Annotated in this window: 21 protein-coding genes and 3 pseudogenes; 11 read left to right on the top strand and 13 right to left on the bottom strand. The window is 62.5% G+C overall.

The genetic code is table 11. The features are described 5' to 3' along the window. Window positions 1–108: 108 nt before the first annotated feature. From ATN37_RS21585 to ATN37_RS21555, 7 genes and pseudogenes are all read left to right on the top strand, one after another. A complete protein-coding gene (locus tag ATN37_RS21585) occupies window positions 109–1,182 on the top strand; it encodes an LLM class flavin-dependent oxidoreductase (protein WP_058036926.1) in 1,074 nt (357 codons plus the stop codon). A gap of 27 nt (window positions 1,183–1,209) precedes the next feature. Next, on the top strand, window positions 1,210–1,830 hold the full coding sequence (locus ATN37_RS21580; RefSeq protein WP_058036925.1) for a cysteine hydrolase: 621 nt from the start codon (window positions 1,210–1,212) through the stop codon (window positions 1,828–1,830). A 115-nt stretch (window positions 1,831–1,945) separates the two neighbouring features. After that, window positions 1,946–2,273, top strand: a pseudogene (locus ATN37_RS21575) (alcohol dehydrogenase catalytic domain-containing protein); the annotation flags it as partial. Window positions 2,274–2,681: 408 nt separating this feature from the next. Further along, the gene (locus ATN37_RS21570; protein ID WP_058036934.1) at window positions 2,682–3,914 is read left to right on the top strand and encodes an IS110 family transposase; all 1,233 of its coding nucleotides are present in this window, start codon (window positions 2,682–2,684) and stop codon (window positions 3,912–3,914) included. Between the two features lie 12 nt (window positions 3,915–3,926). Beyond that, the gene (locus ATN37_RS21565) at window positions 3,927–4,394 is read left to right on the top strand and encodes an IS3 family transposase (protein ID WP_156423040.1); all 468 of its coding nucleotides are present in this window, start codon (window positions 3,927–3,929) and stop codon (window positions 4,392–4,394) included. Then, window positions 4,325–4,498, top strand: a pseudogene (locus ATN37_RS33185) (DDE-type integrase/transposase/recombinase); the annotation flags it as partial. The gene ATN37_RS21565 and the pseudogene ATN37_RS33185, both read left to right, overlap by 70 nt. Before the next feature lie 135 nt (window positions 4,499–4,633). Further along, window positions 4,634–4,840: pseudogene (locus tag ATN37_RS21555) on the top strand (IS30 family transposase); the annotation flags it as partial. A gap of 128 nt (window positions 4,841–4,968) precedes the next feature. Here the strand turns inward: ATN37_RS21555 and ATN37_RS21550 are convergent. From ATN37_RS21550 to ATN37_RS21495, 12 genes are all read right to left on the bottom strand, one after another. Then, entirely contained in the window at window positions 4,969–5,256 is a 288-nt protein-coding gene (locus ATN37_RS21550) for a Dabb family protein (protein WP_054828407.1), read from the bottom strand. 97 nt (window positions 5,257–5,353) lie between these two features. Beyond that, window positions 5,354–6,997, bottom strand: a complete 1,644-nt coding sequence (locus ATN37_RS21545; RefSeq protein ID WP_058036933.1) for an NAD(P)/FAD-dependent oxidoreductase — start codon at window positions 6,995–6,997, stop codon at window positions 5,354–5,356. A gap of 621 nt (window positions 6,998–7,618) precedes the next feature. Continuing rightward, window positions 7,619–8,809, bottom strand: coding sequence for a TetR/AcrR family transcriptional regulator (locus ATN37_RS21540; RefSeq protein ID WP_058036924.1), 1,191 nt, complete (start codon window positions 8,807–8,809; stop codon window positions 7,619–7,621). Window positions 8,810–9,015: 206 nt separating this feature from the next. Next, the gene (locus ATN37_RS21535) at window positions 9,016–9,879 is read right to left on the bottom strand and encodes an SMP-30/gluconolactonase/LRE family protein (RefSeq protein ID WP_058036923.1); all 864 of its coding nucleotides are present in this window, start codon (window positions 9,877–9,879) and stop codon (window positions 9,016–9,018) included. 34 nt (window positions 9,880–9,913) lie between these two features. Continuing rightward, the gene (locus ATN37_RS21530; protein ID WP_082661270.1) at window positions 9,914–11,608 is read right to left on the bottom strand and encodes an AMP-binding protein; all 1,695 of its coding nucleotides are present in this window, start codon (window positions 11,606–11,608) and stop codon (window positions 9,914–9,916) included. 3 nt (window positions 11,609–11,611) lie between these two features. Continuing rightward, a complete protein-coding gene (locus tag ATN37_RS21525; RefSeq protein WP_058036922.1) occupies window positions 11,612–12,730 on the bottom strand; it encodes an acyl-CoA dehydrogenase family protein in 1,119 nt (372 codons plus the stop codon). Next, a complete protein-coding gene (locus tag ATN37_RS21520; protein WP_253741105.1) occupies window positions 12,723–13,886 on the bottom strand; it encodes an acyl-CoA dehydrogenase family protein in 1,164 nt (387 codons plus the stop codon). Before ATN37_RS21520 ends, ATN37_RS21525 begins: the two co-directional genes overlap by 8 nt. A gap of 5 nt (window positions 13,887–13,891) precedes the next feature. Next, window positions 13,892–14,665, bottom strand: a complete 774-nt coding sequence (locus ATN37_RS21515; protein ID WP_058036920.1) for an enoyl-CoA hydratase-related protein — start codon at window positions 14,663–14,665, stop codon at window positions 13,892–13,894. Between the two features lie 480 nt (window positions 14,666–15,145). Next, a complete protein-coding gene (locus ATN37_RS21510) occupies window positions 15,146–15,304 on the bottom strand; it encodes a hypothetical protein (RefSeq protein ID WP_156423038.1) in 159 nt (52 codons plus the stop codon). Between the two features lie 682 nt (window positions 15,305–15,986). After that, entirely contained in the window at window positions 15,987–16,946 is a 960-nt protein-coding gene (gene nudC, locus ATN37_RS21505; protein ID WP_054828529.1) for an NAD(+) diphosphatase, read from the bottom strand. A 467-nt stretch (window positions 16,947–17,413) separates the two neighbouring features. Beyond that, window positions 17,414–18,490 (bottom strand): acyl-CoA dehydrogenase family protein, encoded by a 1,077-nt coding sequence (locus tag ATN37_RS21500; protein WP_058036918.1) that lies wholly within the window; start codon window positions 18,488–18,490, stop codon window positions 17,414–17,416. Beyond that, window positions 18,490–19,668: an acyl-CoA dehydrogenase family protein gene (locus tag ATN37_RS21495; RefSeq protein ID WP_058036917.1), complete on the bottom strand. Its 1,179-nt coding sequence runs from the start codon at window positions 19,666–19,668 to the stop codon at window positions 18,490–18,492. The genes ATN37_RS21500 and ATN37_RS21495 overlap by 1 nt, the downstream gene beginning before the upstream one ends. 237 nt (window positions 19,669–19,905) lie before the next feature. Here ATN37_RS21495 and ATN37_RS21490 point away from each other — a divergent pair, with 237 nt between their 5' ends. Then, complete coding sequence (locus ATN37_RS21490; protein WP_058036916.1) at window positions 19,906–20,673, top strand: IclR family transcriptional regulator; 768 nt, start codon at window positions 19,906–19,908, stop codon at window positions 20,671–20,673. 79 nt (window positions 20,674–20,752) lie between these two features. On the opposite strand, the gene ATN37_RS21485 is transcribed toward ATN37_RS21490, so the two are convergent. Continuing rightward, complete coding sequence (locus ATN37_RS21485) at window positions 20,753–21,037, bottom strand: hypothetical protein (RefSeq protein WP_058036915.1); 285 nt, start codon at window positions 21,035–21,037, stop codon at window positions 20,753–20,755. Between the two features lie 907 nt (window positions 21,038–21,944). Between ATN37_RS21485 and ATN37_RS21480 the strand changes: the two genes are divergently transcribed. From ATN37_RS21480 to ATN37_RS21470, 3 genes are all read left to right on the top strand, one after another. Then, window positions 21,945–23,594: an NAD(P)/FAD-dependent oxidoreductase gene (locus ATN37_RS21480; RefSeq protein WP_058036914.1), complete on the top strand. Its 1,650-nt coding sequence runs from the start codon at window positions 21,945–21,947 to the stop codon at window positions 23,592–23,594. Beyond that, window positions 23,591–23,887, top strand: a complete 297-nt coding sequence (locus ATN37_RS21475) for a Dabb family protein (protein ID WP_058036913.1) — start codon at window positions 23,591–23,593, stop codon at window positions 23,885–23,887. The genes ATN37_RS21480 and ATN37_RS21475 overlap by 4 nt, the downstream gene beginning before the upstream one ends. A gap of 65 nt (window positions 23,888–23,952) precedes the next feature. After that, the gene (locus ATN37_RS21470; RefSeq protein WP_058036912.1) at window positions 23,953–24,822 is read left to right on the top strand and encodes an SMP-30/gluconolactonase/LRE family protein; all 870 of its coding nucleotides are present in this window, start codon (window positions 23,953–23,955) and stop codon (window positions 24,820–24,822) included. The last annotated feature ends 143 nt before the right edge of the window (window positions 24,823–24,965 follow it).

Raw genomic sequence — 24,965 nt, 5'->3', positions numbered from 1 at the left:
ATCTGGCAGTCAAGGAATTGCGACGCCGACAAACACATCGCCCAGATCCATTTCGGGACGAATCGCACACCAGGCGACCCAGCGGCGGTCACTGCAAGGAGAAAAGACATGGAATTCTGTATCGGTACCTGCGCCAAGATCGATCAGGTCGTGATGGTGAAACAGGCCGAGGATTTAGGTTTCACCCACTTCGGTGTGGGCGAAGGCCCGTTGTTGTTCAGTGACCCGTACCAATTCCTCGCACTCGCTGCCTCGCAGACAAGCACCATCGCCCTCGGAACCATGGTCACCAATCCGCTGACCCGGATTGCCCCGGTCACCGCCAATTCCATGGCGACGCTCAACGCCCTCGCACCGGGTCGCACATTCCTGGGCATCGGCACCGCCAACAACGCACTCCGATCCATGGGAAACCGCACCGCCAAGATCTCCGAGCTTTCTCACTCCATCGAAGTCTCACGAGAATTGATGGCAGGGCGCCGAACCACACACAATTGGCTCGGCCAGTCCCGTGAAGTGGAGTTTCTCGACAAGGACAGCGGTTTCTACAATGTCAAAGACCACATCCCGATCTGGGTCGCTGCCGGCGGTCCTCGCGGACTCGCCGAAGCCGCCAAATATGCCGACGCGGTCGTCTACTGCCTGGGCCCGAACGTCGAGATGATTAAGCTCGTTCGCAATCGCCTCGACAAAGCAGTTGCCGACGCCGGCCGAGCCCCAGGATCGGTCAAACTCGTTTCCCTGTCTTGGTTCTACCAACTCGAAAACGGCGAGACCTGGGAAGACGGTGTCACGAAGGGGTTCGGTTCGGGACCGATCAGCTCCTGTATCACCAACGCAGGGCTGATGGATCAGCACCGCGACCAACTGGGCGACCCCATCGTCGATGCCTCCCTCACCGCTGCTCAGCAGTACCTCGGCGACCCGCAGGCTCCGAACCAACCGCACTACCTGGACGTGTGGGCCAAGTACCTACGAGGACTCGATCCTCGACACCGCCCGATCATCACCAAAGAACTCGTCGACTACTGGTGCCTCTACGGATCCCCCGCGCAATTGCGGGAAAAATCGGCGCTGATGCGCGAAGCCGGAGTCGACATCCAACAGGTCTTCCTGTCCAACCCCGTCACCGCTGCCCGCGACATCGACAACATCGGCCACTCCATCCTCGCCCACACCTGACATCCCTCAACCAGCAGGAGCTTCACCATGAAACTCGACCCCCGCACCACCGCCGCCGTGGCCGTGCACTGCCAAGGCGATGTAGTAGGACCCACCGGCGCCTTCGCGGACTTCTTCTATCAGCAAGTGGCAGAACGCCGCATCATCGACCAGGTCGCCGCCGTCAACGATGCGGTACGCGAGGCCGACGGCACCGTGATCTACACACGAGTCGCCTGGAAACCGGACTTCTCCGACCTCGAGGTCAACTCACCACTACTGGAAATAGTCGCCCAATCCGGCTGCCTCAAAGAAGGTAGCGAACTCGCCGAAATCGTCGCCCGCCTCACACCACACAGCGAGGACATCGTCTTCACACACCAACGAATCGGCGCCTTCGTCGGGAACGAACTCGACACCATCTTGCGGAAGAAGGGCATCACTACGCTGCTTTTCACCGGTGTCGCCACCAATGCCTCCGTGGAAGGAACCGCCCGCGTAGCCAGCGATCTCGGTTACCGCGTGGTGACCGTGGCCGACGCGTGCTCAGCTGCAACCGCCGAAGCGCACGATGCGAGCATCAATTCACTCGGACTGCTCGGCGAGATTGCCACCGTCGACGAGATCCGCGCCGCCCTGACCTCGATCAGGGCAGATGCCACCGCCTGACCTCAGCCCACACCGACCCCGATCGTGCGCTGGTGTGGCCCCGACCTGTCGGCCTCACCAGCGCTCTGCATGCCCACACTCAGCCAGAACCGACACTTACCCAGGAGTTCCCGTCGTGAACACAACCATGCGCGTCGCCCGCCTCCACGAGATCAACCAGCCGATGGCGATCGAGGATCTACCGATCCCCGGGCAACCGACGTCCTCGTACAGGTCAACGCATGCAACGTCGTACCGAACCTGAACAACGTGCTCGCAACCTCAGCGAATGGTTCCCCTACCTTCCGCTGCCCCAGCTTCCCGCGATTTTCGGTCTCGACTCCGCCGGCGTCGGCGCCGCAGTCGGTAGCCATGTCACCGACGTCGCCGTCGGCGACCGGGTCTACGTCAACCCCGGAATCTCCTGTGGAGGCTGCAACGCATGTCGGCAAGGACACGACCAGCAACAACAAGTGACCATCGACTACATCAACCGATATAAAAGCGAGTACGGCGTCGAGCCAATCTAATGAGATCGGTAGCCGTGCCGGCACCGGACTCCTCGAGTCGATCCGAGTTCGAACTCTTCCTTGGCAGACCGTAGCCGGCGTCGGCGCGGGTACCCCCCATCCTGGCCCTGCCGAAAGCGGGGTCACGTGTCGAGCCGCGGGCAGGTGATCACTTCGTCGAGCGGGACGTTCAGTCCTGACGGCAGTGCGTGACACCGATCCGCTGGTGGGAGATCGTGCGACAGCCGATGCGATGGCGGCCCCTGAGGCCTGTTCATTAGAGCGCTGGTCGACCTTCCCGGTTCGATCAACGCGGTGCGGCTTGCCGGCCGCACTCCCGGACGAGGACAGGAGACTGACGATATGGCTGAGCTGTGGTGTGGAATCGATTGGGCGGAAAAGCATCACGATGTCGCGGTGATCGACGACAGGGGAAGCCTGCTGATCAGCGAACGCATCAGCGATGACGTCGCAGGCTTCGACCGACTAGTAGAACTGATCCTCGAACTACGAAAGGGCGGACTCGACGGACTGCCCGTCGCTATCGAAACGGCGCAAGGGCTGCTCGTCTCGGCGCTTCGCGCCGCCGGCGCCGATGTGTTCGCAATCAACCCGTTGTCCGTCTCGAGGTATCGGGACCGTTATTCGCCGAGTCGAACCAAAAGCGACGCCGCAGACGCAATGGTGCTGGCCAATATCCTTCGCACCGATCGTGACAATCATCGGCGGCTTCCGAACGACAGTGAACAAGCCCAATCTGTCAAGGTGTTGGCCAGGGCCCATCAGGACGCGATCTGGGATAGACAACAGATCGCCAGCAAGGCGCGTTCCCTTCTCCGTCAATACTTTCCGGCATTTCTCGAAACATTCGACGACCTGACCACGATGGGTGCACGCGAGGCACTCCGACTGGCACCCACCCCGGCCGCCGCAGTAAACCTGCGCCCCGCCACCATCGCCGCGGCGTTACGGAAGGCTGGGCGGAAACGCGGCGTCGAGGTCGAGGCCCGCAGAATCGTTGCAGGGCTCCGCCTCCCTCACCTGCGCCAACCACTGCAGGTGGAAATCGCGATGGGGCGACAAGCTCATGCGTACGCACGCGCACTCACGGCTACTGCCGAGAACGTCAAGTCATTGGAGGCGGCCCTTACCTCAGCATTCGAGGAGCACCCCGACGCGCCCATACTCACGAGCTTCCCGGGACTCGGCGTCGTTCTCGGTGCCAGGATCCTGGGCGAAATCGGTGACGATCGAACACGTTTCGCAACAGCTCGCGGATTGAAAGCCTACGCGGGTACGGCGCCGGTGACCCGCGCGAGTGGAACCAGATCGAGCACCAGACTCAGGATCGTACGAAACAAACGACTCAACCACGCTGCATACCTGTGGGCGCTACCGCTGATTCTGCACTCTCCTGATGCACGGGCCTACTACGATCGCCGACGCGCCATCGGTGACACCTACACTGCCGCTGCACGGAATCTGTCGAATCGCTACATCGGCATGCTCCACCACTGTCTGTGCAGTCGAGAACTTTACGATGCGTCGGTCGCGTTCGCGCACTGTGCGGAACCGGCGGACGCCATGGTTTCTTGACACTTTGAACATATGCGATGTCTGCAGGGTGCTCAGCGAGCACCCTGCTCAATTGCGCCGTTCACCTACTACGAAGCCCGCAACCGTCCTGCGTCTCGGCGGTCCGTGCGCGACGAAGAACTCGAAGCCGAGGTCAGCCGTGTGCACGCCGAGCACTCCTCGGTCTACGGCGCACGCAAGGTGTGGCTGGAAATGCGTCGACAGGGCATCGAAGTGGCACGGTGCACGGTCGAACGATTGATGGGTGTCCTCGAGCTCCAAGGAGCACGAAGAGGCAAGACCAAACGCACCACCATCGCCGATGCACAAGGCCGTCGCGCAGACGATCTCGTGAAGCGAAAGTTCAACCCAGTGGCGCCAAACATGTTGTGGGTAGCTGACTTACTTACGTTTCGACATGGTCAGGTTGGCTGTACGTCGCGTTCGTCATCGACGCATATTCACGGCGGATCCTCGGGTGGCGAACCGCGACGACGATGACGACACCGCTGGTGCTCGATGCCATTGAGCACGCAATCTGGACCCGATGCCGAGAAGGGATTACGGATGTGTCGGGGCTCATTCATCACAACGACCGAGGATCGCAAGGCGGATTCAACCGGTCGTCGCAACACCTCGATCACGGAGGTGCACGATGGGACGTGGCGGGAAGCAGATTCCGGAGGCGCCTTCGGGTGCGCGGGCGGCAGTGGGCGGCTGATCGGGCGTTGAGGCCGCCGATGCGGTCAACGGTCCGGCCTGATCCGTCGCGTGCGATGCAGCGGGACTTCTGGCGACGGATCGTCTCGGGCGTGACGACGGTGCAGGCGGCGGAGGCTGTTGGCGTGTCGTGGCCGGTCGGGTCCCGCTGGTTCCGTCACGCTGGAGGGATGCCACCGATCAGCCTGGCCGAGCCCACGGGCCGCTGTCTGTCGTTCGCCGAGCGCCTGTGACCACCGCAACGGGTGTGTCCTCTCCTGGCCAGCCGTCGGCCTGGGTGCCATTCATCTGGTTGACCTTCCGTGTTACGAGTGGTCCTACCCGACTCGGAGGCCGGCGAAGACGTGCTGTCGGCTCAGTCGTCATACCCGACAACCTCCACGCTGTGCCACGATTCGGCCAGTGGGAGCAGGTGGTCGCGGGTCACGGCTTGGTGTGCGGGGTGTTCGAGGTAGGTGTTGACGTCTTCGGCGGTGCCGAATTCGGAGACCAGCGCGTAGTCGGCGTTCGTCGGCCTTTCGCCAAGATCTCGACCGTGGCGGGTCCGGCGGATGAGGTCGATCTGACCTGGCAGGGCTGCGAGCGCCGCATCGGGCGCCGTCACTTGATCTGGCGTCGCGGCGTCCTTGAACTTGACGGTCACTCAGTGAATCAACATCGGCCTTCTCCTTGGGATGTGGGGGCCAGGGCCGTCGCCTTCGGTGGTCGATGGCGACGCCCCGTGACTGAGTGACGCGCTCTCAAGAGAGCACGAAACCGGCGTACCCGTTCTCCACCGACTCGCGACACTTCTCCAGGTACATGGACAGGCCCCCGGGGTAGGCCAGCAGCTCCTTCTTCTGGCCCGGCACGTTGGCGTTCATGTACCAGGAGTTCGCCATGATGAAGGTCGTGGCGTTGGCCAGGCCCTCCAGGTGCTCGTGCCACTCGTCCTCGGCCTCGCGCGTGGCCTCGATGCGAGTCAGGTTGTTGTCGCGCATGTCGGTGATGGCATTGATCACCCAGTCGCCCTCAAGCTCAGCGCAGGTTGGGCCGTTGCAGAACGCCGACGGGCTGTGCGGGCCGTACACGTACAGGATGTTCGGGAACCCGGCCGTGGCGCGCCCAAGGAACGTGCGAACGCCGTTCTTGAACACGTCGCTGTACCTCTCGCCCTTGGTGCTGCGGATATCGATGTCGGTCAAACCTCCGGTGAAAGAGTCGAAGCCGGTCGCCAGGACAATCACGTCGAACTTATGCAGCGTGCCGTCGGCCGTGACGATGCCGTTCTCGGTGACCTTCTCGATGGGGTTCTCCTTGGCGTCGACCAGATCGACGTTGTCCTGGTTGAACGTGTCGTAGTAGGTGTACTCCAGCGGGCAGCGCTTGGTGCCGAACGGGTACGGCGGGGTCTCGGGGATCAGCTTCTCGGCGAGCTTGGGGTCCTTGACGCGCGGCAGGGTCCTCTCTCGCCAGTAAGCGTAGATTTTGTCTCCCACCTCGCGGTTGAAGAACATGTCAGCGTAGCCGCCGAGCCAGATCTGGAGGCCGCCCATGTCCCAGAGCTCGTCGAGCTTGGCGTAAAATTCCTCGTCGGAGATCTCGGCGGTCGCGGTGTAGATCACGTCGTAGTCGATCCCAGAGAATGTTGTCTCACGGTACTTGAAACGCTCCGGGTATGTCTTACGGAACTCGTCGTTCGCGGCCCGGTCGAGCTTGGGGGAGCTCATCGGCAGAGCGGTCGGAGGCGTCCGCTGGAAAACCGTCATCTGCCCAACGTCGGGAGCGATCGTCTGGATGACTTGGACGCCGCTGGCGCCGGTGCCGATGACGGCGACCCGCTTGCCGGTCATGTCGTACCCCTTGGGCCAGTGCGAGGTGTGGAACGAGTCGCCCTTGAAGTCGTCGAGGCCGGGGATGTTGGGATAGAGGGCCTTGGACCCGGTGCCAAGCATCGGCAGGAGGAAGCGCGCGCGGGTCAGGAAGGTCTCGCCGGTCTTCTCGTCACGAGTCTCGATGATCCACTTGTCCTCGTTGTCATCGAACTGGGCCGCGACGACGCGCGAGTCGCAGCGCATGTCCTTGGCCAGGTCGAGATTGTCGATGACGAAGCGGAAGTACTCCTGAATCTCCTCTTGTCCGGGGTAGACCTCCGACCAGTTCCACTCGCTCCAGATCCGCTCGTCGGAGAGCTGGTAGGCGGTGGCGGGGGTGTCGACACGCGCCCCGGGGTACTGGTTCCAGTGCCAGACGCCGCCAGCCTCGGAGCCGGCCTCGTAGAGCTTGACGGCGAAGCCGCGGGAACGAAGGTGCTCGAGCTGGTAAACGCCTGCGAAGCCGCCGCCGACGACAAGGACGTCGAGCTCTTCGGTCACGGAGCGGGGATCGGTGAGCAAGGTGTTCACGTGGTGTTCCTTTCGCGACGTCACAGCCCGTTGTGGACTGCTCGATCGCTTTGGTCGAAGAGGTGCCATTTCGGCGGGGTGGTCATAGGGAAGGCGGGCCGCTGGCTCGCGGGTCGCGGGTCGCGGGTCGCGCTCGTGGGTTGGCGCTGGCAGAGAAGAAGTCCTCTAGCGATAACTCATTAAGACGTGTCCGACATCACAAGAGTGACACGAACCAAGCACTGAAGTCAAGCATCCCTAACAAAATTCTCGCTCTCATCGACTAGTCGACGCGAACAGTACTCCGTGCATCATTCTGCTAATTACCGCCCCTAAGTGCTCTCGACTAGGTCAAGCGTCGAGCGCGTGTCTTCACACCAGGGCAGTGCTTTGTGCGCTTTTGGGAAATGATTACTAACAGTGAAGAAGATTAGACACAGATCTTTACCGGCAAGATGTCATGGGACGCTCACGGCCTTGGCCTTCCGCTGAGCGGGAGTCGACGGTGACATCCGCGAACGGAGAACCCGCCGCTCTGCGCGACAGGACCCCGAGACGTGACCAGGTTCGACGGATCAGAGTGCAGCAGGCATCGGCGTCGAAGCAGCGCACTGAAGCCTCGATGTGTGGACCCGGGACGGATCAGCCGTGAACGACCGCCCTGACGGCCGTTTTGAGCTCGGAGGCGAAAGTGGGCTCGCGGTACAGGTGAGCGATACGCACAAGATCGTGGATGATGCCTTTGCTGATGTGGACGAGGGTCAACGATGTTGCGTCGTCGAGATCGTCACGTGTCGCTGATATCCAGCGTTGCCATTCGAGGGTGTTCTCTTCTCGGATGCGGTCGAACCGATCGCGCTCGTCCTCGGGCAGGTAGTGGCTCTCCGTCAAGGACACGGCCAACAGGTCGATAGCTCGCACTGCCAGCTCGACGTATCCCTCAACCAGGGCGTCGAATACGTCAGCGTCGCGCGCGGGTCGAGGCAGAGCTCGGGCGACCTCGAGTGCTTGCCACTCGTAGAAGCGATTCGTCACCGCGACGAGGATGGCGGCCTTGGTGTCGAAGTACCGGTAGATCGCCGGGCCCACTACCCCGACCTCGGCTCCGATGTCGTCGATACTGGTCCCGGCATATCCGTTGCGCTGGAAGGCGCGCGCCGCGGCAGTAAGGAGCTGCTCGCGACGCGAGGCGGGGGTTCGAGGGTGCGACACCGGTTGAACGCCCGAGTCCGGGTGGGAACTGCCCGCGACAACGATGACTCGTTGGCACGCCTCAACGAGCACCTTCTTGAGCTTGGCGCGAGAAAGGCCGCTGTTGTAAAAGGCAGGGCTGGTCAGGATGCTGACCACCGACCAACTCCGGACATCCCTGGCAAAGTCGTCGAGGTCGGGGGTCGCTGGTGCCACCACCAGGAGCCTCACCTGTTCGGCGATCCACCGAGTGCGATTGCGAACTAACGAGAAGTCGTCTCGGGTGAGGTGTCGGGCCTCTCGCTGCCACAGCACCGAGAGGCGCCGACTATCCAGTCCTACCTCAGCGAGCGTCGAAAGACGTTCATCTACGCTGCCGGGGCTGTCGGCGGCCGCGAGTTGCTCAAGGGCGGCCACCAATCGCTGTTGGTCCTCACGGATCACGTGGGACAGGAGGGCCTGCTTGTTGGCGTAGTGACGATAGAGGGCTCGTGCCGTGATCCCGCTCGCTTCGGCGATCTGGTCCATTCTGACCGAGTGATAGCCGTGCGCGGTGAACAGCTCACGCGCGTTGAGAGCGATCTGTAGCCCGCGGTCGCGCGGACGCCGCGTCAAGTCCTTTACAGGAGACGCACCGCCCATCCCGTGGCTCCTCTCAGACACTCCCCGGCCCTCCCGGTCGGACAGGCGACCGCACGTCGCATTGCAGCCCGACCGAGCAGAACAGTACTACACCTCAGGGGCCGCGCAGCGTTGCTACACGGTGATATCGCTACGAGGGAGGGATCAGCCGAGGGGGCCGGGACATGGTTGCCGGGACCCCGCTCAGTCTAAAAGAATACTCGCACTCAGGCCGCAGGCGCGCCATTGCGTCCGACCTTGGCCGTGGCGATCGCGGCCGAGGACTTGCCGACGTGGAACTCCTCCAGCGTCGTGGTGTTGCAGGTCATGTAGAGCGTGTCGAGGTTGTCGCCGCCGAAGGCACAGGCGACGGACCAGGCGCCGGGGTTGCTCACCTTGTCGGTGATCTCGCCGCCTTCGACTACACGGTAGAAGCCGCTGTCCTCCTCAAGGGTCAGGGCGTTGCCGAACCACACGCCGCCGTCGGCGTCGAGCGCGATACCGTCCGGGTGGTAGGCGTCGTCGAGCTGCGCCCAAGCCCGCTGGTTGCTCAGCGAGCCGTCGGCGGCGATGTCGAACGCGGTGATCCGGTGGTTCCAGGTCTCGGCGACGAGCAGGACCGAGCCGTTCTGGATCGCCATGCCGTTGGGGAAGAGCAGCTCGCCGCCGACTTGGTGGCCCTTGCCGCTGGGATCGACGTGGACCAGGCGGGTCGTCTTGGGGTCTTCCTCACCGAGCGCGAACCCGAAGTTGCCCACGTAGGCGTGGCCGACCTTGGTGACGAGCATGTCGTTGCCGATGCCTCCGGCGAACTGGCTGAAGTCCGCGTGCATGCTCTGTGTGCCGTCGGGCGAGACCTTCAGGATGCACTTGTCGGCCTGGGAGACCACGAGCGCTGAGCCGTCTGGGAGGAAGCCTAGGCCGGAGGGGGCGCCCTCGACCTCGACGACGGTCTGGTAGGAGCCGTCGGCTGCGAAACGCTTGACCGTCTTGGCGAAGAAGTCGCTGGCCCACAGGCTTTCGTCCTGCCAGCGGGGAGCCTCCAGGAACTGGTGGCCCGTGGAGAAGATGGTCAGCTCGTGCTCGTTCATGACATTCCGTTCCACGACGACCTACGGCCGTCGTTTAGGTGGTGGGGTGGCTTGATCGAAGGGTGGACATGGTCGATGGGCAGTCGCCCGCGTCTGATGCTCCGGAGGACGCCTCGTGCTCGACCCCGTCCTTGGCTAGGTCACGCAGCCTGAACTTCTGGATCTTTCCGCTAGCTGTACGGGGCATCTGGTCGAGCACGATCAGGCTCTCGGGAAGCTTCTGCTTGGCGATCTTGCGCTCAAGCAGCCACTCGATGAGTTCGGCGAGCTCCACAGTCGCATCCGGCTCGGGGACGATGACTGCGCAGACCCGCTCGCCCAGCACCGGATCGGGTGAGCCCACGACGGCAACCTCGGCAACCCTCGGGTGGGCGAAGAGGTGGTCCTCGACCTCCTTCGCGCTGAGGTTCTCGCCGCCGCGGATGATGATGTCCTTCTTGCGGCCAGTGATCTCCAGGTGACCCTCATCGTCGATACGTCCGAGGTCTCCGGTGCGGAACCAGCCGTCGTCAGTGAACGCGGACTTGTTCAACTCGGCGTCGAGGTAGCCGACGAACATCTCGGGCCCTCGTGCGAGCAGTTCGCCGTCCTTACCTTCGCCGAGGTCGTTCTCGTGCTCATCGACGATCCTGATGCGGGCCAGACCGATGGCACGGCCGTCGGTGTTGGCGCGCTTCTCCAGCGGGTCGGCGGCGCTGCCGCTTGTGGCGGTTGGATACTCGGTCGATCCGTATACCCGGGCGACCATGCAGTCCAACGCGGTCGTGGCGTTGAGGATCAGATCCGGCGGGACATCTGCGCCTCCGCACAGGAAGCTTCTCAGCGATGAGACGTCGTACTCGCCGAGCGACGGGTGGTGGACCAGCCCGTATAGGAACGGTGTGGCCGCGAGCATGAAGGTGCACTGGTGTTCTTGGATCAGTTCCAGGCCGGCCGTGGGCTCCCAGATGTCCAGCAGAACGACACTGCTTCGCAGCATCGGCGGCATCTGGATGCCGTACAGGATGCCGGTGATGTGCCCTACAGGAGATGGCATGAACACGACGTCTTCCTGGGTCAGGCCGAGCAGTTCGATAATGCTTCGGTTCTCGTAGTCGAGCGTGTTGTGCGTGTGCAACGCGCCCTTCGGGGCCGAGGTCGTGCCGGAGGTGTACAGCAAGAGCGCCAGGTCGTTGGCGTCGCGAGTGACCGGGGCCGGCTTGCTGCCGTGGAAGCCGTCGAGGAAGTCCTCGAAGAGAACCTCGTGATCGCGTTGCGCCTTGCCCACGATCACGACCGTCTGCAACGCCGACAAGTCCGACGAGATCTCCGCGAACATCTCGGGGAAGTCGAAGTTGCGGAACGTCGCCGGGATGAACGCGATCTTGGACTTCGCCTGCTCCAGGATGAATCGGGTCTCCGAGTGTCGGAAGATCGGCATGATCGGATTGCTGATCGCGCCGATCCGGATCGCGGCAAGATGGACCGCACACGCCTCGGACCAGTTCGGCAACTGCCACGAGACGACATCGCCGTGTCCGATGCCGTGGCGCTGGAGTGCCGCGCCGAGAGCGTCGACGATGGCGTCGAACTGTGCGAAGGTCCACGTTCGTCCGCGGTCGACGACAGCGGTGCGGTCGGGGACCGTCTGGGCGGCGTCTGACAGATAGGCGTCGATAAAGTTCCCCTGCCAAGCCTCCGATGCGGTGGACTCCGCGATGAAGTCCGCGTTCAGATGTGTGGTGACCATCGTTCAGACCCTTTCGACCGTCCGTGCCGTCGCCTTGTCCAGCACGAGCGCTCCGACTTCTTCCTCGAGTTCCGTACTGTCGCCGTACCAAGCCCGCAACGCGAGCGCACGCTTGTAGTACCAGTGGATGTCGGCCTCCGCGGTGAAGCCGATACCCCCATGCACCTGGATCGCGCCTTCGCAGACAGAGACGGCGACAGTGGCGGCATGGGCCTTCAATGCCGCGGCGCTGAGTTCAGCCTCGGCGTGGGGTAGTTCGTCCAACTCGCCGGCGACGGCCTCACAGAAGTTGTGCAGGGAGACAGCCTCGGTGTGCATGTCCGCCAGCATGTGCTTGATCGCCTGGAAGGAGCCGATGACCCTTCCGAACTGCTCCCGCTGTTTCGCGTACTCGACCGCCAACTCGACGCAGCTGGTGGCAATTCCGCTCAGCTCACAAGCGATGAGCACCCGGCTCCACCGCCGGACTCGCGCCAGAACTTCCGGCGCTGTCGCCGCATCGCCCACCGGAGCCCCCTGGGCCCCGTCGAGCGTGACCCGGCTGAAGTTTACAGCCGGGTCAGCGCTGCCGACAGCCTCGATCCGCACTCCCGGGGTCGTCGGCTCGATCAGGTGCAGCACAGGGTTGCCGTCCCGGTCGGCGACGACAAGAAGGGCCAACGCCTCACTACCGAAGCGAACCGCCTCGAACGTCCCGTGCAGCTTGCCGTCCACGCTCGTAACCGAGCCGAGTCGTCCCGACCAATGGTCGGTCACGGCAGGATCGAGGAACGCCAGCACCGACCCGTTCTCCACAGTGTCCGCCAAGAGCTTGCGGCCCTCTGCAGAGGCGTGGTCGTACACGGTGCCGGGCAAGAGCGAGTTCTCCAGCATCGGGCCGGCGAGAAGGTGACGGCCATACTGGATGAAGAGAGGACCTAATGCCGAGAGTGGAAGCCCGAGCCCACCATGCTCCTCCCCCCAGACCACGGCAAACGTGCCGAGTTCAGCCAGAGCGGGAACCAGGCTCGAACGCTCGTCGGGCGACGAAAGGATGCGCCGGCGAGTATCAGCGTCGTACACGGACCGCAGGAAGTCGTCGACGGTTGCCGCCAGGTAGGCGATGGTGTCGTTGTCAGCCACGGGGAAGTCCTAGAAGTCGCTCGGAGATGATGTTGCGCTGGACCTGCGACGTGCCCCCATAGATCGAGGCTGACCGTGAGTAGAGGTGGTCATGCACCCACCGGTCGGCCTCCAGGCCGAGAGGCGTCGATCCCGACAGCGCCCGCGACGGGCCAAGCAGCTCGGCGATCGAGCCGAACACGGTCTGCTCGATGCCGTTGAGGAGCAACTTGTCCACGGAGTCCTCGGGAGTCGGGACCTCGCCTGCGTCCAAACGCTTGACAGTCTGGCGGGTCTGGGCGCCCAAGACTCGCAACGCGATCTGCGCCCGTCCGAGCGCCACGCGAACACGCCGCCCGAGGGCAGTCTCCGGCCCCGGCAGGTCAGATTCCCGCAAGGCGGCCACGGCATCCTCGAACGCGACCTCGTAGTCGACGCGCCGGCGCACCGTGTAGGCGGCCCGCTCTATGCCCAGCGTGTGCGTGGCCACCGTCCAGCCCTGGTTCAACTCACCGACCAGGTTTCGGCGCGGTACCCGCACCTCGTCGAAGAACACCTCGCAGAACTCGCGATCACCGGTCATCTGCTCCAGCGGACGCGCAGTGATCCCCGGTGAGCTCATGTCCACCAAGACATAGCTGATACCGGCGTTCTTGTGAGCGCCCGGATCGGTGCGCACCAACAACGCGCACCACTGCGACTTGTGCGCCCAACTCGTCCACACCTTCTGGCCCGAGATCACGAAGTCCTTGCCATCGATCACCGCACGGGTCCGCAACGAGGCGAGGTCGGAGCCTGCATTCGGTTCGGAGAATCCCTGACACCAGATGTGCTCGCCGGACAACAGTTCGGGCAACAGCTCTTCACGCTGCCACGACTGACCGTGATGGTCGATGGACGGACCGACCACATCGAGCCCGATCAGGCCGATCGGCATCGGCGCCCGTGCCCGCGCCAACTCCTCGGCGAACACCAGTTGATGCATCGGCGTCAGGCCCTGTCCACCTGCCTCCCGACTCCAGCTGATACCGATCCAACCGGCGTCGAACAACGTGTGCTGCCACTCGCGTAGCACAGCGAAGCGCTCATCCAGGTCCAGCGGCACATGCGGAACGTCGGCCGCGGCCAGCCATTCCCGCGCCAGGGCACGATAGCCCTCCAGTTCCACCGTCGACACGACGTTCACCGCCCCGTGTACACGGGCGTGCGGCGCTCCAAGAACGCGCTGAGCGCCTCCTTGGAGTCCTCGTAGCCCGACAGCTCACCGGTCAAGGACTGCTCGAACTCGTAGCCGCTCTTCAGGTCCGTGTACTCGATGGCGTTCAGGCTCTGCTTGGCGATCCGCAAAGCGGCCGGGCTGTGCCGCGCCAGCGACTCGGCCAACGACTGCGCCCTCGCATACAGCTCATCGTCGGGAACGACATCCACGATCCCCCCATAGTGGAGGAGCTTTTCCGCTGGAATCAGATCACCACTCAGGTGCATCAGCCGGACCACGCCTTGAGGCACCATCCGGGACAGGTGCTTGGCTCCACCCATCACACCCACCTTCACCTCCGGCAACGCGAACCGGGCACTCTCGGCGGCCACCACCAGATCACAGGAAGCAGCGATGGCCAGCCCGGTACCGACCGCAGCGCCCTGAACCGCGGCGATGACCGGCTTGGTGCTGTCATAGATGGCGAAGAACGCCTCACGCACCTGCTTCATCCGTCCTGGCGAGTTCTCCGGATCCAGCGTCTTGAACTCCTCCAGGTCATTGCCACCGCAAAAGTGCTTGCCCCGGCCGGCGAGGATCAGGACCCGCGCGTCCGGCAGGTGCACGTCGACGTTGTCGAAGAACTCCTTCATCTCGACGTACATCGCCTGGTTTACCGCGTTCGCCGGAGGTCGGTTCAACCACACAGTCGCGGTCGTGCCGTTCTCCTGCCAGTCGATGAACTCAAACTGAGCCATGTCATGACCGTCCTGTCTGTGTGGTGCCTAGGCACATCGAGGATGGGGCTTCAAACGTCCATTGAGACTCATCTATCTATGAACGGAAGCCGCCGTGATTCTCTTGTAGCGTAGAACGCATCCAAACCATATGTCAATCACCACTAACTCAAATCGGGGCAAGATCCTGCCGCATCGTGCAATGATCGACCAGTCCAACAACTACCCCGGAAGACTCACGAATCCCATACCCTCGCGAGAATCTGAATGAACTCATCAGCAGTGTTGCGCTGGCGGCGGTAGTGAAGTCGCACTGCGCAGTTGACTCAACAAAGCTCACGACGAGGACGACATCCGCCCTGCGCAACTGACGACGCATCCTCCGAGATCCGTTCGATGAAACGTCGATTGGCCTACTCGAGAACAGGAAAACGAAGAACTGCGCCGAGTCGCGGCGTATCTCTCGCAGGCCAACTTGCCAATAAGCTGATGTACCCTGTATTAGCTGGTACGCAACCTGGCCGTGACCGGCACCCCGATCGAGGTTCCCGCCTCGGTGACCTGCCAGAAGTCTTTCGCGATCTGGAAAAGCGGGGCTTCGTTCTTGCAAGGGACCGTGACCGCGTCGCGGCAGAACTCCGCGAGATTGGGCCTGGGCATAGGTCTCATTACGCCGAAGAGCAGTTCAATCCTCAGAAGTTGGGAATCAAACCAAACTTCAGCAGCCCCGTCGAACTGACGCCTGCCCGTATACGGAATGAAGCCGGTGCACCTTCTTTTCCTGTTCGCAGACATCCCCTGAGCGTGGCGGAGATGCGCCCAGGCACCACGAAGCCCGTGCATGGATGCTCGCACGAAAATGCTCGATCCGACCAAGCTTCCTCGAACATGGATACGGGCCATGCGGCGTTTCTCCGACTACCTTGTGGCCGGCTTAGGCTTTGACGGCGGCTATGGTCTCGCGCGGTCCCGTAACTGCCATTTTGCGCTTGACCATGCGCAGTTGGATTAGTCACCCGACGACCATTGCCCACGCCGGGTTTCGTTGCCGGAGAGAGCAGTTCGATTCAGATGGGTCACATTTTCGTCCATACAGCAGTGATCGGCGGGACACTGAAGAGGCCTCGGCCGCTTGTTCAACTGATGCCGCAGCAGCGACAGATGGCGGTGAAGTTGCCCTGATTTCTTCGACGTAGGGCAACACTATGCGTTATGTTTCTCGGCGTTCGAGCTCACCCCGTGAGGTGGGAATCTTCCTCTTGGGAGGCCCAACTTCAACAACCTCCATCACTGGTGGAACTAACCCGCCTGTCGCCCTCGGATCACCATCCAAATGTTTGCACTATCCAGGCTCGTCCGCAGCCCAGGCCTCGAGCATGCTTCGTGCAATCGAGACGGCCCCGGGCAATAACAGCTGAGTCTCTGCACGGCTCGTCCAGTCCCCCACAGCCAGGAGTGCACGCACCTCCGCACGGGTAAGCCAGATCGCTTCGGCGATCTCACCGTCCACGAAGACGAGCTTTTGCATCGGATCGGCCACGGCGTGGAAGCCGAGCATTGCCGATCGAGGGAATGGCCATGGCTGACTCCCGAAGTACTGCACATCGGAGACCGTGAGACCGACCTCTTCGGCGACTTCCCGCGCCACGCAACTCTCCAGTGACTCCCCGGCCTCGACGAATCCGGCCAGGATGGAAAACCTCCGGGTTGGCCACATCGATTGGCGCGCAAGCAGTACTCGGTCGGCGCCATCGTGCACCAGGCAAATTACTGCAGGATCGGTGCGTGGATACTCCTCACGGCCGCATTTCGTGCATACCCGCACCCATCCGGCCGATGCCATCGTTGTCGGATGTCCATCGCGCGAACAGAAGCCCGCGTCGTCGTGCCAGTTCAGCAGTGCCAGAGCTACGGCACATCTTTCGGCGTCGGTGGTATCGAGGAGTGCACCATGGGAACGGAGGTCGCCGAACTCGACAGCACCTCTTGATCCAAGCGAGCCATTACATCGGCTTGGAAGTAAGCGATCATTGAAACCTTCGTCGCCCCGCACCGCCCATTCGTGGTCCCCGTCGAAGACACCGAGCAGCACCGCGTGCTCCGGAGGCTCGAAGTAACGGTCGGAAGCCGGTTCCAGCAGCACATGCTTCTCCATGAGACGAACTTGCCCGAGCCCGTTGACTCGCAGAAGTCGCGCCGTCGGCCACCCCTCCCGCAGTGCCTCCGTGTCGTCGCGCAGTGCAGCGGCGCGGTCGAGACCACCACGTGAAAGCGGCGGCCAGGCGCGATGGGGATCGATCATGGATTCACTCCCAATATCGTAATGGCGCTTCAGAATTGCTCAGACAATTTATGTTCATACCGCGTGCTTTTCCGCATCAACTCTGAAGGCGCCGGAGGACTCCGCTTCCAGGCACCGCACTAGCACTAGTCCGACTCGAATGTGTCAAAGTGCGAGCGCCGTGGGCAAAGCTTTACGTGCGCCCGGCAAAAAAAATGAGGCTCATGATTCGGCTGGTTTCCATCAGTGAGTCTCCGATCCCGGCCAACGAACTCGCTCGCAAACGCGTTCAGCACAGGCTTCCACCGCACCTGGTCCATCGCGCCCCTCCGAGATGCTCGCCGGTTGGGGGTATGCACGGGAACGCATGTGTTGGTGCCAACGCTGTTGCTGTGTAGGACTGTCGACTGTGGTCGGCTTCTGCATTCGACCTCAAGCAGGGAGGTGAAGGCTCGACCGCGGAGGAGATCGTGGCGGTTCCGTATGCATCACACGGACCTTGCGATCACGGCTTCGAGGTACCGGCTCGCGGCACCCTCGACGCAGGCGCCATCGACGACCATCGGCCAAACGCCGTCCATGCCGCCGACGATGGCCACGCGGGAGAGGACCCCCTCCCAGAACGCCGGTGACCCGAACTCGCCACGCCACTGCAGGGCGGGAAGGGTGACCCGGTGCAGGGTGTGCTCGTGGGTGGTCCCGATCGCGCCGTGCACCTGATGGACGTTGCGCACCGCCACGGCCAGAGCCTGCGAAACGACGCTGCGCGCGACCGCAACGCGAAACTGGGACAGCTCGCCGCCGAGGGCGTCGGCGAGCGCGGCGTCCACGGCAGCGCGGGCCAGCACGGACTCGGCGGCGATGTCGACGACGAGGTTCTGCACGGACTGGAACTTTGCCAGGGCGCGACCGAACTGGCTGCGGGCAGTGGTGTGCTCAATCGCCGAGGCGAGCATGCCGTCCATTGCCCCGACACACTGCACTGCACGGGCGAGCGCGCCGCGCAGGACGTACGCCTCGACGGCCGCCGTGGGGACAGGTGACCAGGAGATGCCCTCACCGACGATGACAGAGCCGGCCGGCACTACCGAGATGCCCTCAAGGGAAGTGATCGTCAACCGGTCGGTGGGCACGTCCGCGAGCTCGTGCGTATCGCCGGCGGGGCGCACGCACACTACAGTGGAGGTGGCACCGGCCCACTGGACACCATGTGCGGTCCCGGAGGAATCGAGCAGCGCGACGGTCGCGGTGGAGTCGGACGAGTCGTCGATCCCGGCGGCGCGCCGGAGCGGCCCGGCCAGCAGGTCAGTCTCGGCGTACGGGACGGCCACCCCGGCGGCAGCCGCGGTGCGCAGGAGCGCGGCGGCCTCGGCCCAGCCGGCTCCGCTGCCACCGCCGTCCTCGGGCGCGGTGAGCCTGGCGACGCCGACCTCCCGCAGTGTCGACCACACGGCGCCGGCGTCGGGCCTGACGTCCGGGCCGGAGAAACCGGAGACGACGTCGGAGAGCATCGCCTGCAGGTCCTCGTCGACTGAGAGGTCGACGGTCGTGGTGGTGGTGGTCATCAGCGCATCCCCAGTCCCCGCGCGATGACGCCGCGCAGAATCTCGTTGGTGCCGCCGCGGAGCGTGAAGCCCGGGCGCTGGTGGAGGCCCGCGCGCAGCAGGCCGTGGATCTCGGCGACCGCGGCGGTGCCGTTTGTGCCGACAAAACCTGGCGCCAGCTCGTCGCCGAACCGGGTGGAGACGGCGTCGACGATGTCACCCTCGGTGGCGGTGCCGAGCAGCTTGACGAGGGCTGCCGGGATGTCGGCGGGTTCACCTCGCTGCAGCGCGCCGGCGATGTTCTGGCTGAGGTTGTGCAGTGCGGCCATCCGGGCCACGGTCCGGCCGAGGTCGCTGCGCTCGGGTAAGGCTCCTGTGGAGATCGCACCGATCTCCGCTGCGAACAGGCGGAACGAGGAGAGGAACCGTTCAGGGCCGCTACGCTCGAAGGCGAGCTCGGAGTTGACCTGTTCCCACCCGTTGCCGAGGGCGCCGAAGACCATTGAGTCCGCCACAAAAACGTCCTCGAGGACGACCTCGTTGAAGTGATGGTCCCCTGAGAGGGAGACGATCGGCCGGACGGTGACGCCCTCGCTGCGCAGGTCGACGATGAACTGACTCAGACCCGCGTGACGGTACGAGATGTCGAGCGGTTCGGTGCGGCACAGGGCGATGAACGCCTCCGCGTGTTGGGCCCCGGAGGTCCACACCTTGGTCCCGGTGATCCGCCAGCCGCCGTCGACCTGAACGCCCTTGGTGCGGACACTGGCCAGGTCGGAGCCGGAGTCCGGTTCGGACATGCCGATACCGAAACAGCACTCGCCGGCGGCGATGCGGGGTAGATACTGGTGCTTCTGCTCCTCGGTACCGTAGCGAAGCAGGGAGGGGGCGATCTGTCGGTCGGCAACCCACTGCGCGGCGACGGGGGCGCCCACGGAGAGCAGTTCCTCAGTGACGACGAAACGCTCGAGGTGGGTTCGACCACGGCCACCGAACTCCGTGGGGATCGTCATCCCGACCCAGCCGCGTTCGGCGAGGCGTCGGGTGAAGTCCTCGTCCCAGCGGGTGAGCCAGGTGTCGACCCAGGGTACGAGACGCCCGGCGGCAACCTCCTCGGCGAGAAACGCGCGCACCTCGGCACGCAGGGCGTTCATCTCATCGGTCGCCACCGTGGTCGGTGGCGCGAGAGTCGAACTCATGGAGCCTCCTGATGAGTCCTGCCCGGGCGGCGCCCGGACGATCGGGTCGACTGTGCCGCTGTTCAGGGAGTGCGCACAGTCAAATCAAGGGGCAGTCCAGACCGCGGGTCGCGCTGCCGCGGAGGATGCCCCTCATCAATTGGAAAGTCTCCCAGAAATGCCATAGATACACAATAGTGAATTTCATTACTTATATACGAAATCTGCGCGTGGGGATGTCGTTGCTACGCTGTCGCAATGACGGACACTCATCCGCCCGCCGGAGCCATACCTTTCGAGCAAGTTCCCGAGCGTCCCCACCATCGCATGATCGACCGGGTCGCAGCAATCCTCGAACTCGTCGCACGCTCCGGTGCCGGTCTCACCCTCACGGCCGTGGCAAAGGCTCTCAACGCCCCGGTGAGTTCGGTGCATGGGCTGCTCAACGGTCTCGTCGCCGTCGGCTACCTCGACGAACGCGACCGTATCTACACCCTCGGTACAGCGCCCTACCTGCTCAACGTCATCGCGGGACGCCCCCCGGTCACGTCGATAAGTCACGAACAGCTTCAGCAAGTGCACGCCGAGGCTGGACTGACCATCGCGCTGTCCACCTCGGTGGGCGACGACCTGTTCTACGTCGACCACGTCTCCTCCGACCCGGAGTACGCGTACCTAGCGGAGAACCGATTGCGGCGCTCCCTGCTGCGCACGTCCGCGGGGTGGCTGCTATTGGCTGACCGCGAGCAGCGTGACATCTGGGCATACCTCAACTCCCGCCCGGCGGCCGACGCCGACTACATCGAGCAGTTCCTCTACTCCTTGGAGGCGCTACGGGCCACCGGCGTGTGTGCCGCCCCGGGCGTGGCTGTCGAACGTGGTGACGGCGTGTCGGTAGCGCTCCGGGAACGCGGCCGAACCATAGCCACACTCGGTGTGGTTGGCGTTCGCGAGAAGATTGTAGAGCGGCGCGACGAGCTCGCTAGGATCTGCCTCCAGCACGCCGAGGAGTGGGGCTTTCGCTGACCCGCTAGGGGCGCGACTACGTGCGAATTCCGGTGCGCGAAGCTTCTCACACCATGGAGGGCGACCACGATCCCTCGTGTCAATGCCCCTGATACTTGCCCGCGAACGCCGCCAGCGCCTCACGGTCGGCCTCGGCGTGATGCGCGAGTGCCCACAGAGCGGCCGACAGCTTGAGAGCAGTGACTCTAGCGCTGGGACTCCCGCAGCAGTTTCTTTGCCCTTCACACCGAGTGGGTTCGTTCATACCGAGGGCGATCTCGATATTGACCGCGGCGGCAAGGGCAGGATCGACGATGATCAGATGCGACTCGAACTGGGGTTGGAGTCGCAGGTCCGCGCGTACGGGATTCGGGCGCGCCGGCAACTCCAGCGAGCACCCGTGGGCCGATCTGACCGGGATGCACTAGCCGCTGGGGGTTCGATCAGATCGATGAGAAGACCTTCAGAGTCGCTGGTGTGCGCCCGACTAATCAACTAATCGAGCGGAGCAGCAAACTCGTCGTGACCGGCAGCTCCCCGCGGAAACGCGATCAACGCCCACCAGCAGGGCTGTCGTTTATCGTCGCCTCCCAACTCTCCAGGCCAAGGAACCGGAAGGCCACTTCGGTCGCGTGGTAACACTATCGCCGAAGGCAACACCGCGGAGTCGACTCGATGGACCAGGCCCTGACGTGCGTAACCGCGGGGTGGTGGCACTGAAAGTAGCAGCGCACCCAACGCGACCGGCCCGATCGCGAACGCCTAGATCAACCGTACGTAGACGACCGGGCAGAACCACTATGAACGTAACAATTCGTCAAGGTCGCCACACAGATGCATCACTCGAGCCGGCCGCGATGTCCCGAAAGGCAGTCGCGAATGCGAATCACAACCCTCGGGAAGTCGACCAGTTCTGCTGCCTCGCCACATGCGCACTGAAGACCCGCCGGCCTTCCACCTGCGAGACGATCGAGGCGTACCTGACCATCATGCTCGCCGCTCCAGCCACAGCCCCTTCATGCCGCGCCGTCACGCAGCAAAACGCAAATTGAAGTCAAAAATTTCGTAATTATGAATTTTTATTTTTAGTTGCGTAATTCGAGCCTCCTATCTATGGTGTACACCACACACCAAAGAAGACCTTGGTCGCAGCCACACACGTTCCAGGTCTCGCCCCTCCCGCACCTTCGGCCCTCTAATCAGAGGGCTACAGCAATCAGAGGGCTACAGCAATCAGAGGGCTACAGCGAACGGCAACCCTCCCCAACTCAGCATTCGAAAGGTCCAAATCGATGACCACAACCCACGCTCCAAAGAACGACCTGGAACAGTCTGCCGAAACACCTACCTATGACGTCATCGTTGTCGGTGGTGGTTTCGGTGGCATCTATCAACTGCGCCATCTTCGAGACCGAGGGTTCTCTGTGATCCTCCTTGAAGCTAGTGGCGGCTTCGGCGGGGCTTGGAGCCTCAATCGCTACCCGGGAGCAAGGGTCGACAGTCACGCACAGGTGTATCAGTTCACCGACGAATACCTCTGGCAGGATTGGGACTTCTCACAAAGGTTCCCCGATCATGAGGAGATGCGCAGCTACTTCAATTATGTTGACTCCAAACTGGACCTGAGCAAGGACAGTCGCTTCAACACTAAAGTTGTGAGCGCCACGTTCGACGAAGAGCAGCGGATGTGGACGCTCGAAGCGCAGGACGGGGCCGCTTTTCGGGCGAGGTTCGTGGTGTTCGCAACAGGATCGACTACAGAGCCCTACATACCGTCCATCCCAGATATGGATGCGTACCAAGGAGAACTCGTTCACACTGCACGATGGCGATCCGACCTGGATATGGCGGGGAAACGCGTCGCGATTATCGGAACTGGCGCAAGCGCTGTTCAGGTTGTGCAGGAAGCAGGCCCAGTAGTCGACCACCTCACAGTCTTCCAGCGCACTCCTAACCTTTCGTTGCCCATGCAGCAGAAGTACTTCGACGACGAGGAACAGGCTGCGATCAAGAAGACAATGCCCGACGTCGCCGCGAAATCTCGTGAAACACACGCGGCGATCGACTACGACTTTGACCCCCGGAGCGGCGTCGAAACCCCTGAAGCAGAGCGCAATGCTGTATTTGAGCGCCTGTGGAATCAAGGCGGATTCGCATTCTGGCTGGGAAATTTCTCGGACTATCTATTCAATGAGAAGACAAATGCGCTGGCATATGAATTCTGGAAGAACAAGATCAAGCCCCAGATCAAAGACCCCCTCAAATCAGAGCTGCTGGCTCCAGAAGTCGCCCCTCATCCATTCGGAGCCAAGCGGCCGGCCCTTCACCAAAACTATTATGAGGTCATGAATCAGACGAACGTCTCGCTTGTCTCCAGCAAAGAGACCCCGATCGTCGGATTCACCGAAACTGGGATCCGCACAGCCGACGGAGCCGAGCACGGCGAGTTTGACATTATCGTTCTCGCTACAGGATTCGACAACAACACCGGCGCACTAACCTCGATCGACGTACGAAACGCGAATGGCGTCACTCTACGTGACAAATGGAGCCAGGGCGTAGACGCGTACCTCGGAGCAGTCACAGCCGGTTTCCCGAACGCCATTTTCGTCTACGGCCCCCAGAGTCCTGCTGCCTTTGGGAACGGGTCCACGAACGCCGAGCGTCAAGGCGAGGTCATGATCGAGCTTTTTGAATACCTTCGGTCGAACGGACTCACCCGTTTCGAATCGACGGTTGACGCGGACAAGGCCTGGACTAAGCACATCAACGAGACCGATGCCAAGGCGATATTCCATGGAACGAAGTCTTGGTACAACGGGGGCAATATTCCGGGCAAGAAAATGCAAATGCTGCAGTACCTGAATGGGTACCCGACGTACATGGGATTCTGGCAGGCCGAGAAGGAGTCCGGCTACACTGACGGGCTAACCGTGTCATGACTTTCCATCACCTGGTAGCAATCACCTGGACGCAGTCAATCGACGAATCGAATATGTCGGCGTTTTCAGAAGCGCTTAATCAGCTGTCTGTCGAATGTGCAGAGCTGCTACATGCCTATGCGCATGGAAGAGACGTCAGTTCGCGCGACGTGAGTAGCGACTACGGGATTTCCGCTACGTTTCATGATCCAACAGGCTACGCCGAGTACGACGTGCATCCTGCTCATATTCGCGCAAAGGAGCTGCTCTCCGAGTTCGCGGCGAAATACACCGTGGTGCAATTTGAGGCCTGACTAGCGCCTAGGATGCGTTTAACTCGAAGCTGCAATCGCCATATCTACCACCGAAAGGACAGGCAATGAAGAACCATTCACTGCAGACAATATCAAGTGGGCATGGCTACCTCGAAGCGCCACGCTGGCACGATGGTCGACTATGGGCTAGCGACTTTTTTGGCAAGCACGTTCTTCTTTTCGAAGAGGACGGCAGCCACACTGCATTCGCGACGTTCGAAGAGTCACCGTCCGGGCTTGGTTTCCTGCAGGATGGATCGGTCTTAGTGGTCCTCTTGGATCCGACGAAGAAAGAGGTTGTGCGAATCTCGTCCGACGGATCCGTCAGCGAGTATGCCGATATCGCGCATATCGCCCGCGGAATGGCAAACGACATGCTGGTATCGCCGTCCGGACATGCCTACATTGGTAACTTTGGCTTTGACCTTGGGGCTGAGGATCCGAAGGCAACAACTTTGGCCCACGTGACACCCGAGGGAAATGTAAGCAAAGTTGAAGGCGATGTGATATTCCCGAACGGAGCTGCTCTTAGTGCGGACGGTCGAACTTTGCTCCTCGCGGAGACTTTCGGTCACCGGATCGATGCTTTTGACGTAAACGTCGATGGTTCTTTGACTAATTTCCGAGTGTGGGCGCAACTCGATGAGAGCATGCACCCTGACGGGATTGCACTAGACACCGAGGGCGGCGTCTGGTTCGGCAATGGCCTGACCAACGGTCCGGAGAGCGGCTTCTACCGCGTTGTGGAGGGCGGCGAGATCACCGATTCCGTTCTCGTGCCTGACGCCTGGGCTGTTGCGTGCACGTTTGGCGGATCGGACCTGGATGTGCTGTACATGTTTTGCAATGCGACCACGCTTGAGCAGTTCGGTGAAGGTAAGTCACAAGGCACCGTCCGCACCGCGCAGGTGAATCGACGTGGCGTCGCACAGTAGCCTGGCGGGCCTGACTTCCTAGATGTGGGTCGTCCGTACGGAGTTCGATCGGGCCCGAGACGGACCGATCGCTATGGTGCCGAGTAGTCATCTAGTCGTTCGCTTCAACTGTAGACGCTCCAACGCTTTGCCCCTCGTTTGGC

This window comes from Rhodococcus sp. MH15, assembly GCF_019266045.1.
GTDB classification, from domain to species: Bacteria; Actinomycetota; Actinomycetes; order Mycobacteriales; family Mycobacteriaceae; genus Rhodococcus_F; species Rhodococcus_F qingshengii.
The sequence above is the reverse complement of the archived record's forward strand: the minus strand, read 5'-3'. Positions and strand labels throughout refer to the sequence as shown.

Bases quoted from the DNA above. Each gene is read 5' to 3' on its own strand.
- ATN37_RS21585 (WP_058036926.1), top strand. From the start codon at position 109: ATGGAATTCTGTATCGGTACCTGCGCCAAGATCGATCAGGTCGTGATG.
- ATN37_RS21580 (WP_058036925.1), top strand. From the start codon at position 1,210: ATGAAACTCGACCCCCGCACCACCGCCGCCGTGGCCGTGCACTGCCAA.
- ATN37_RS21570 (WP_058036934.1), top strand. From the start codon at position 2,682: ATGGCTGAGCTGTGGTGTGGAATCGATTGGGCGGAAAAGCATCACGAT.
- ATN37_RS21565 (WP_156423040.1), top strand. From the start codon at position 3,927: ATGCGATGTCTGCAGGGTGCTCAGCGAGCACCCTGCTCAATTGCGCCG.
- ATN37_RS21540 (WP_058036924.1), bottom strand. From the start codon at position 8,809: ATGGGCGGTGCGTCTCCTGTAAAGGACTTGACGCGGCGTCCGCGCGAC.
- ATN37_RS21535 (WP_058036923.1), bottom strand. From the start codon at position 9,879: ATGAACGAGCACGAGCTGACCATCTTCTCCACGGGCCACCAGTTCCTG.
- ATN37_RS21530 (WP_082661270.1), bottom strand. From the start codon at position 11,608: ATGGTCACCACACATCTGAACGCGGACTTCATCGCGGAGTCCACCGCA.
- ATN37_RS21515 (WP_058036920.1), bottom strand. From the start codon at position 14,665: ATGGCTCAGTTTGAGTTCATCGACTGGCAGGAGAACGGCACGACCGCG.
- ATN37_RS21510 (WP_156423038.1), bottom strand. From the start codon at position 15,304: ATGCCCAGGCCCAATCTCGCGGAGTTCTGCCGCGACGCGGTCACGGTC.
- nudC (WP_054828529.1), bottom strand. From the start codon at position 16,946: ATGATCGATCCCCATCGCGCCTGGCCGCCGCTTTCACGTGGTGGTCTC.
- ATN37_RS21500 (WP_058036918.1), bottom strand. From the start codon at position 18,490: ATGACCACCACCACCACGACCGTCGACCTCTCAGTCGACGAGGACCTG.
- ATN37_RS21495 (WP_058036917.1), bottom strand. From the start codon at position 19,668: ATGAGTTCGACTCTCGCGCCACCGACCACGGTGGCGACCGATGAGATG.
- ATN37_RS21490 (WP_058036916.1), top strand. From the start codon at position 19,906: ATGACGGACACTCATCCGCCCGCCGGAGCCATACCTTTCGAGCAAGTT.
- ATN37_RS21480 (WP_058036914.1), top strand. From the start codon at position 21,945: ATGACCACAACCCACGCTCCAAAGAACGACCTGGAACAGTCTGCCGAA.
- ATN37_RS21475 (WP_058036913.1), top strand. From the start codon at position 23,591: ATGACTTTCCATCACCTGGTAGCAATCACCTGGACGCAGTCAATCGAC.
- ATN37_RS21470 (WP_058036912.1), top strand. From the start codon at position 23,953: ATGAAGAACCATTCACTGCAGACAATATCAAGTGGGCATGGCTACCTC.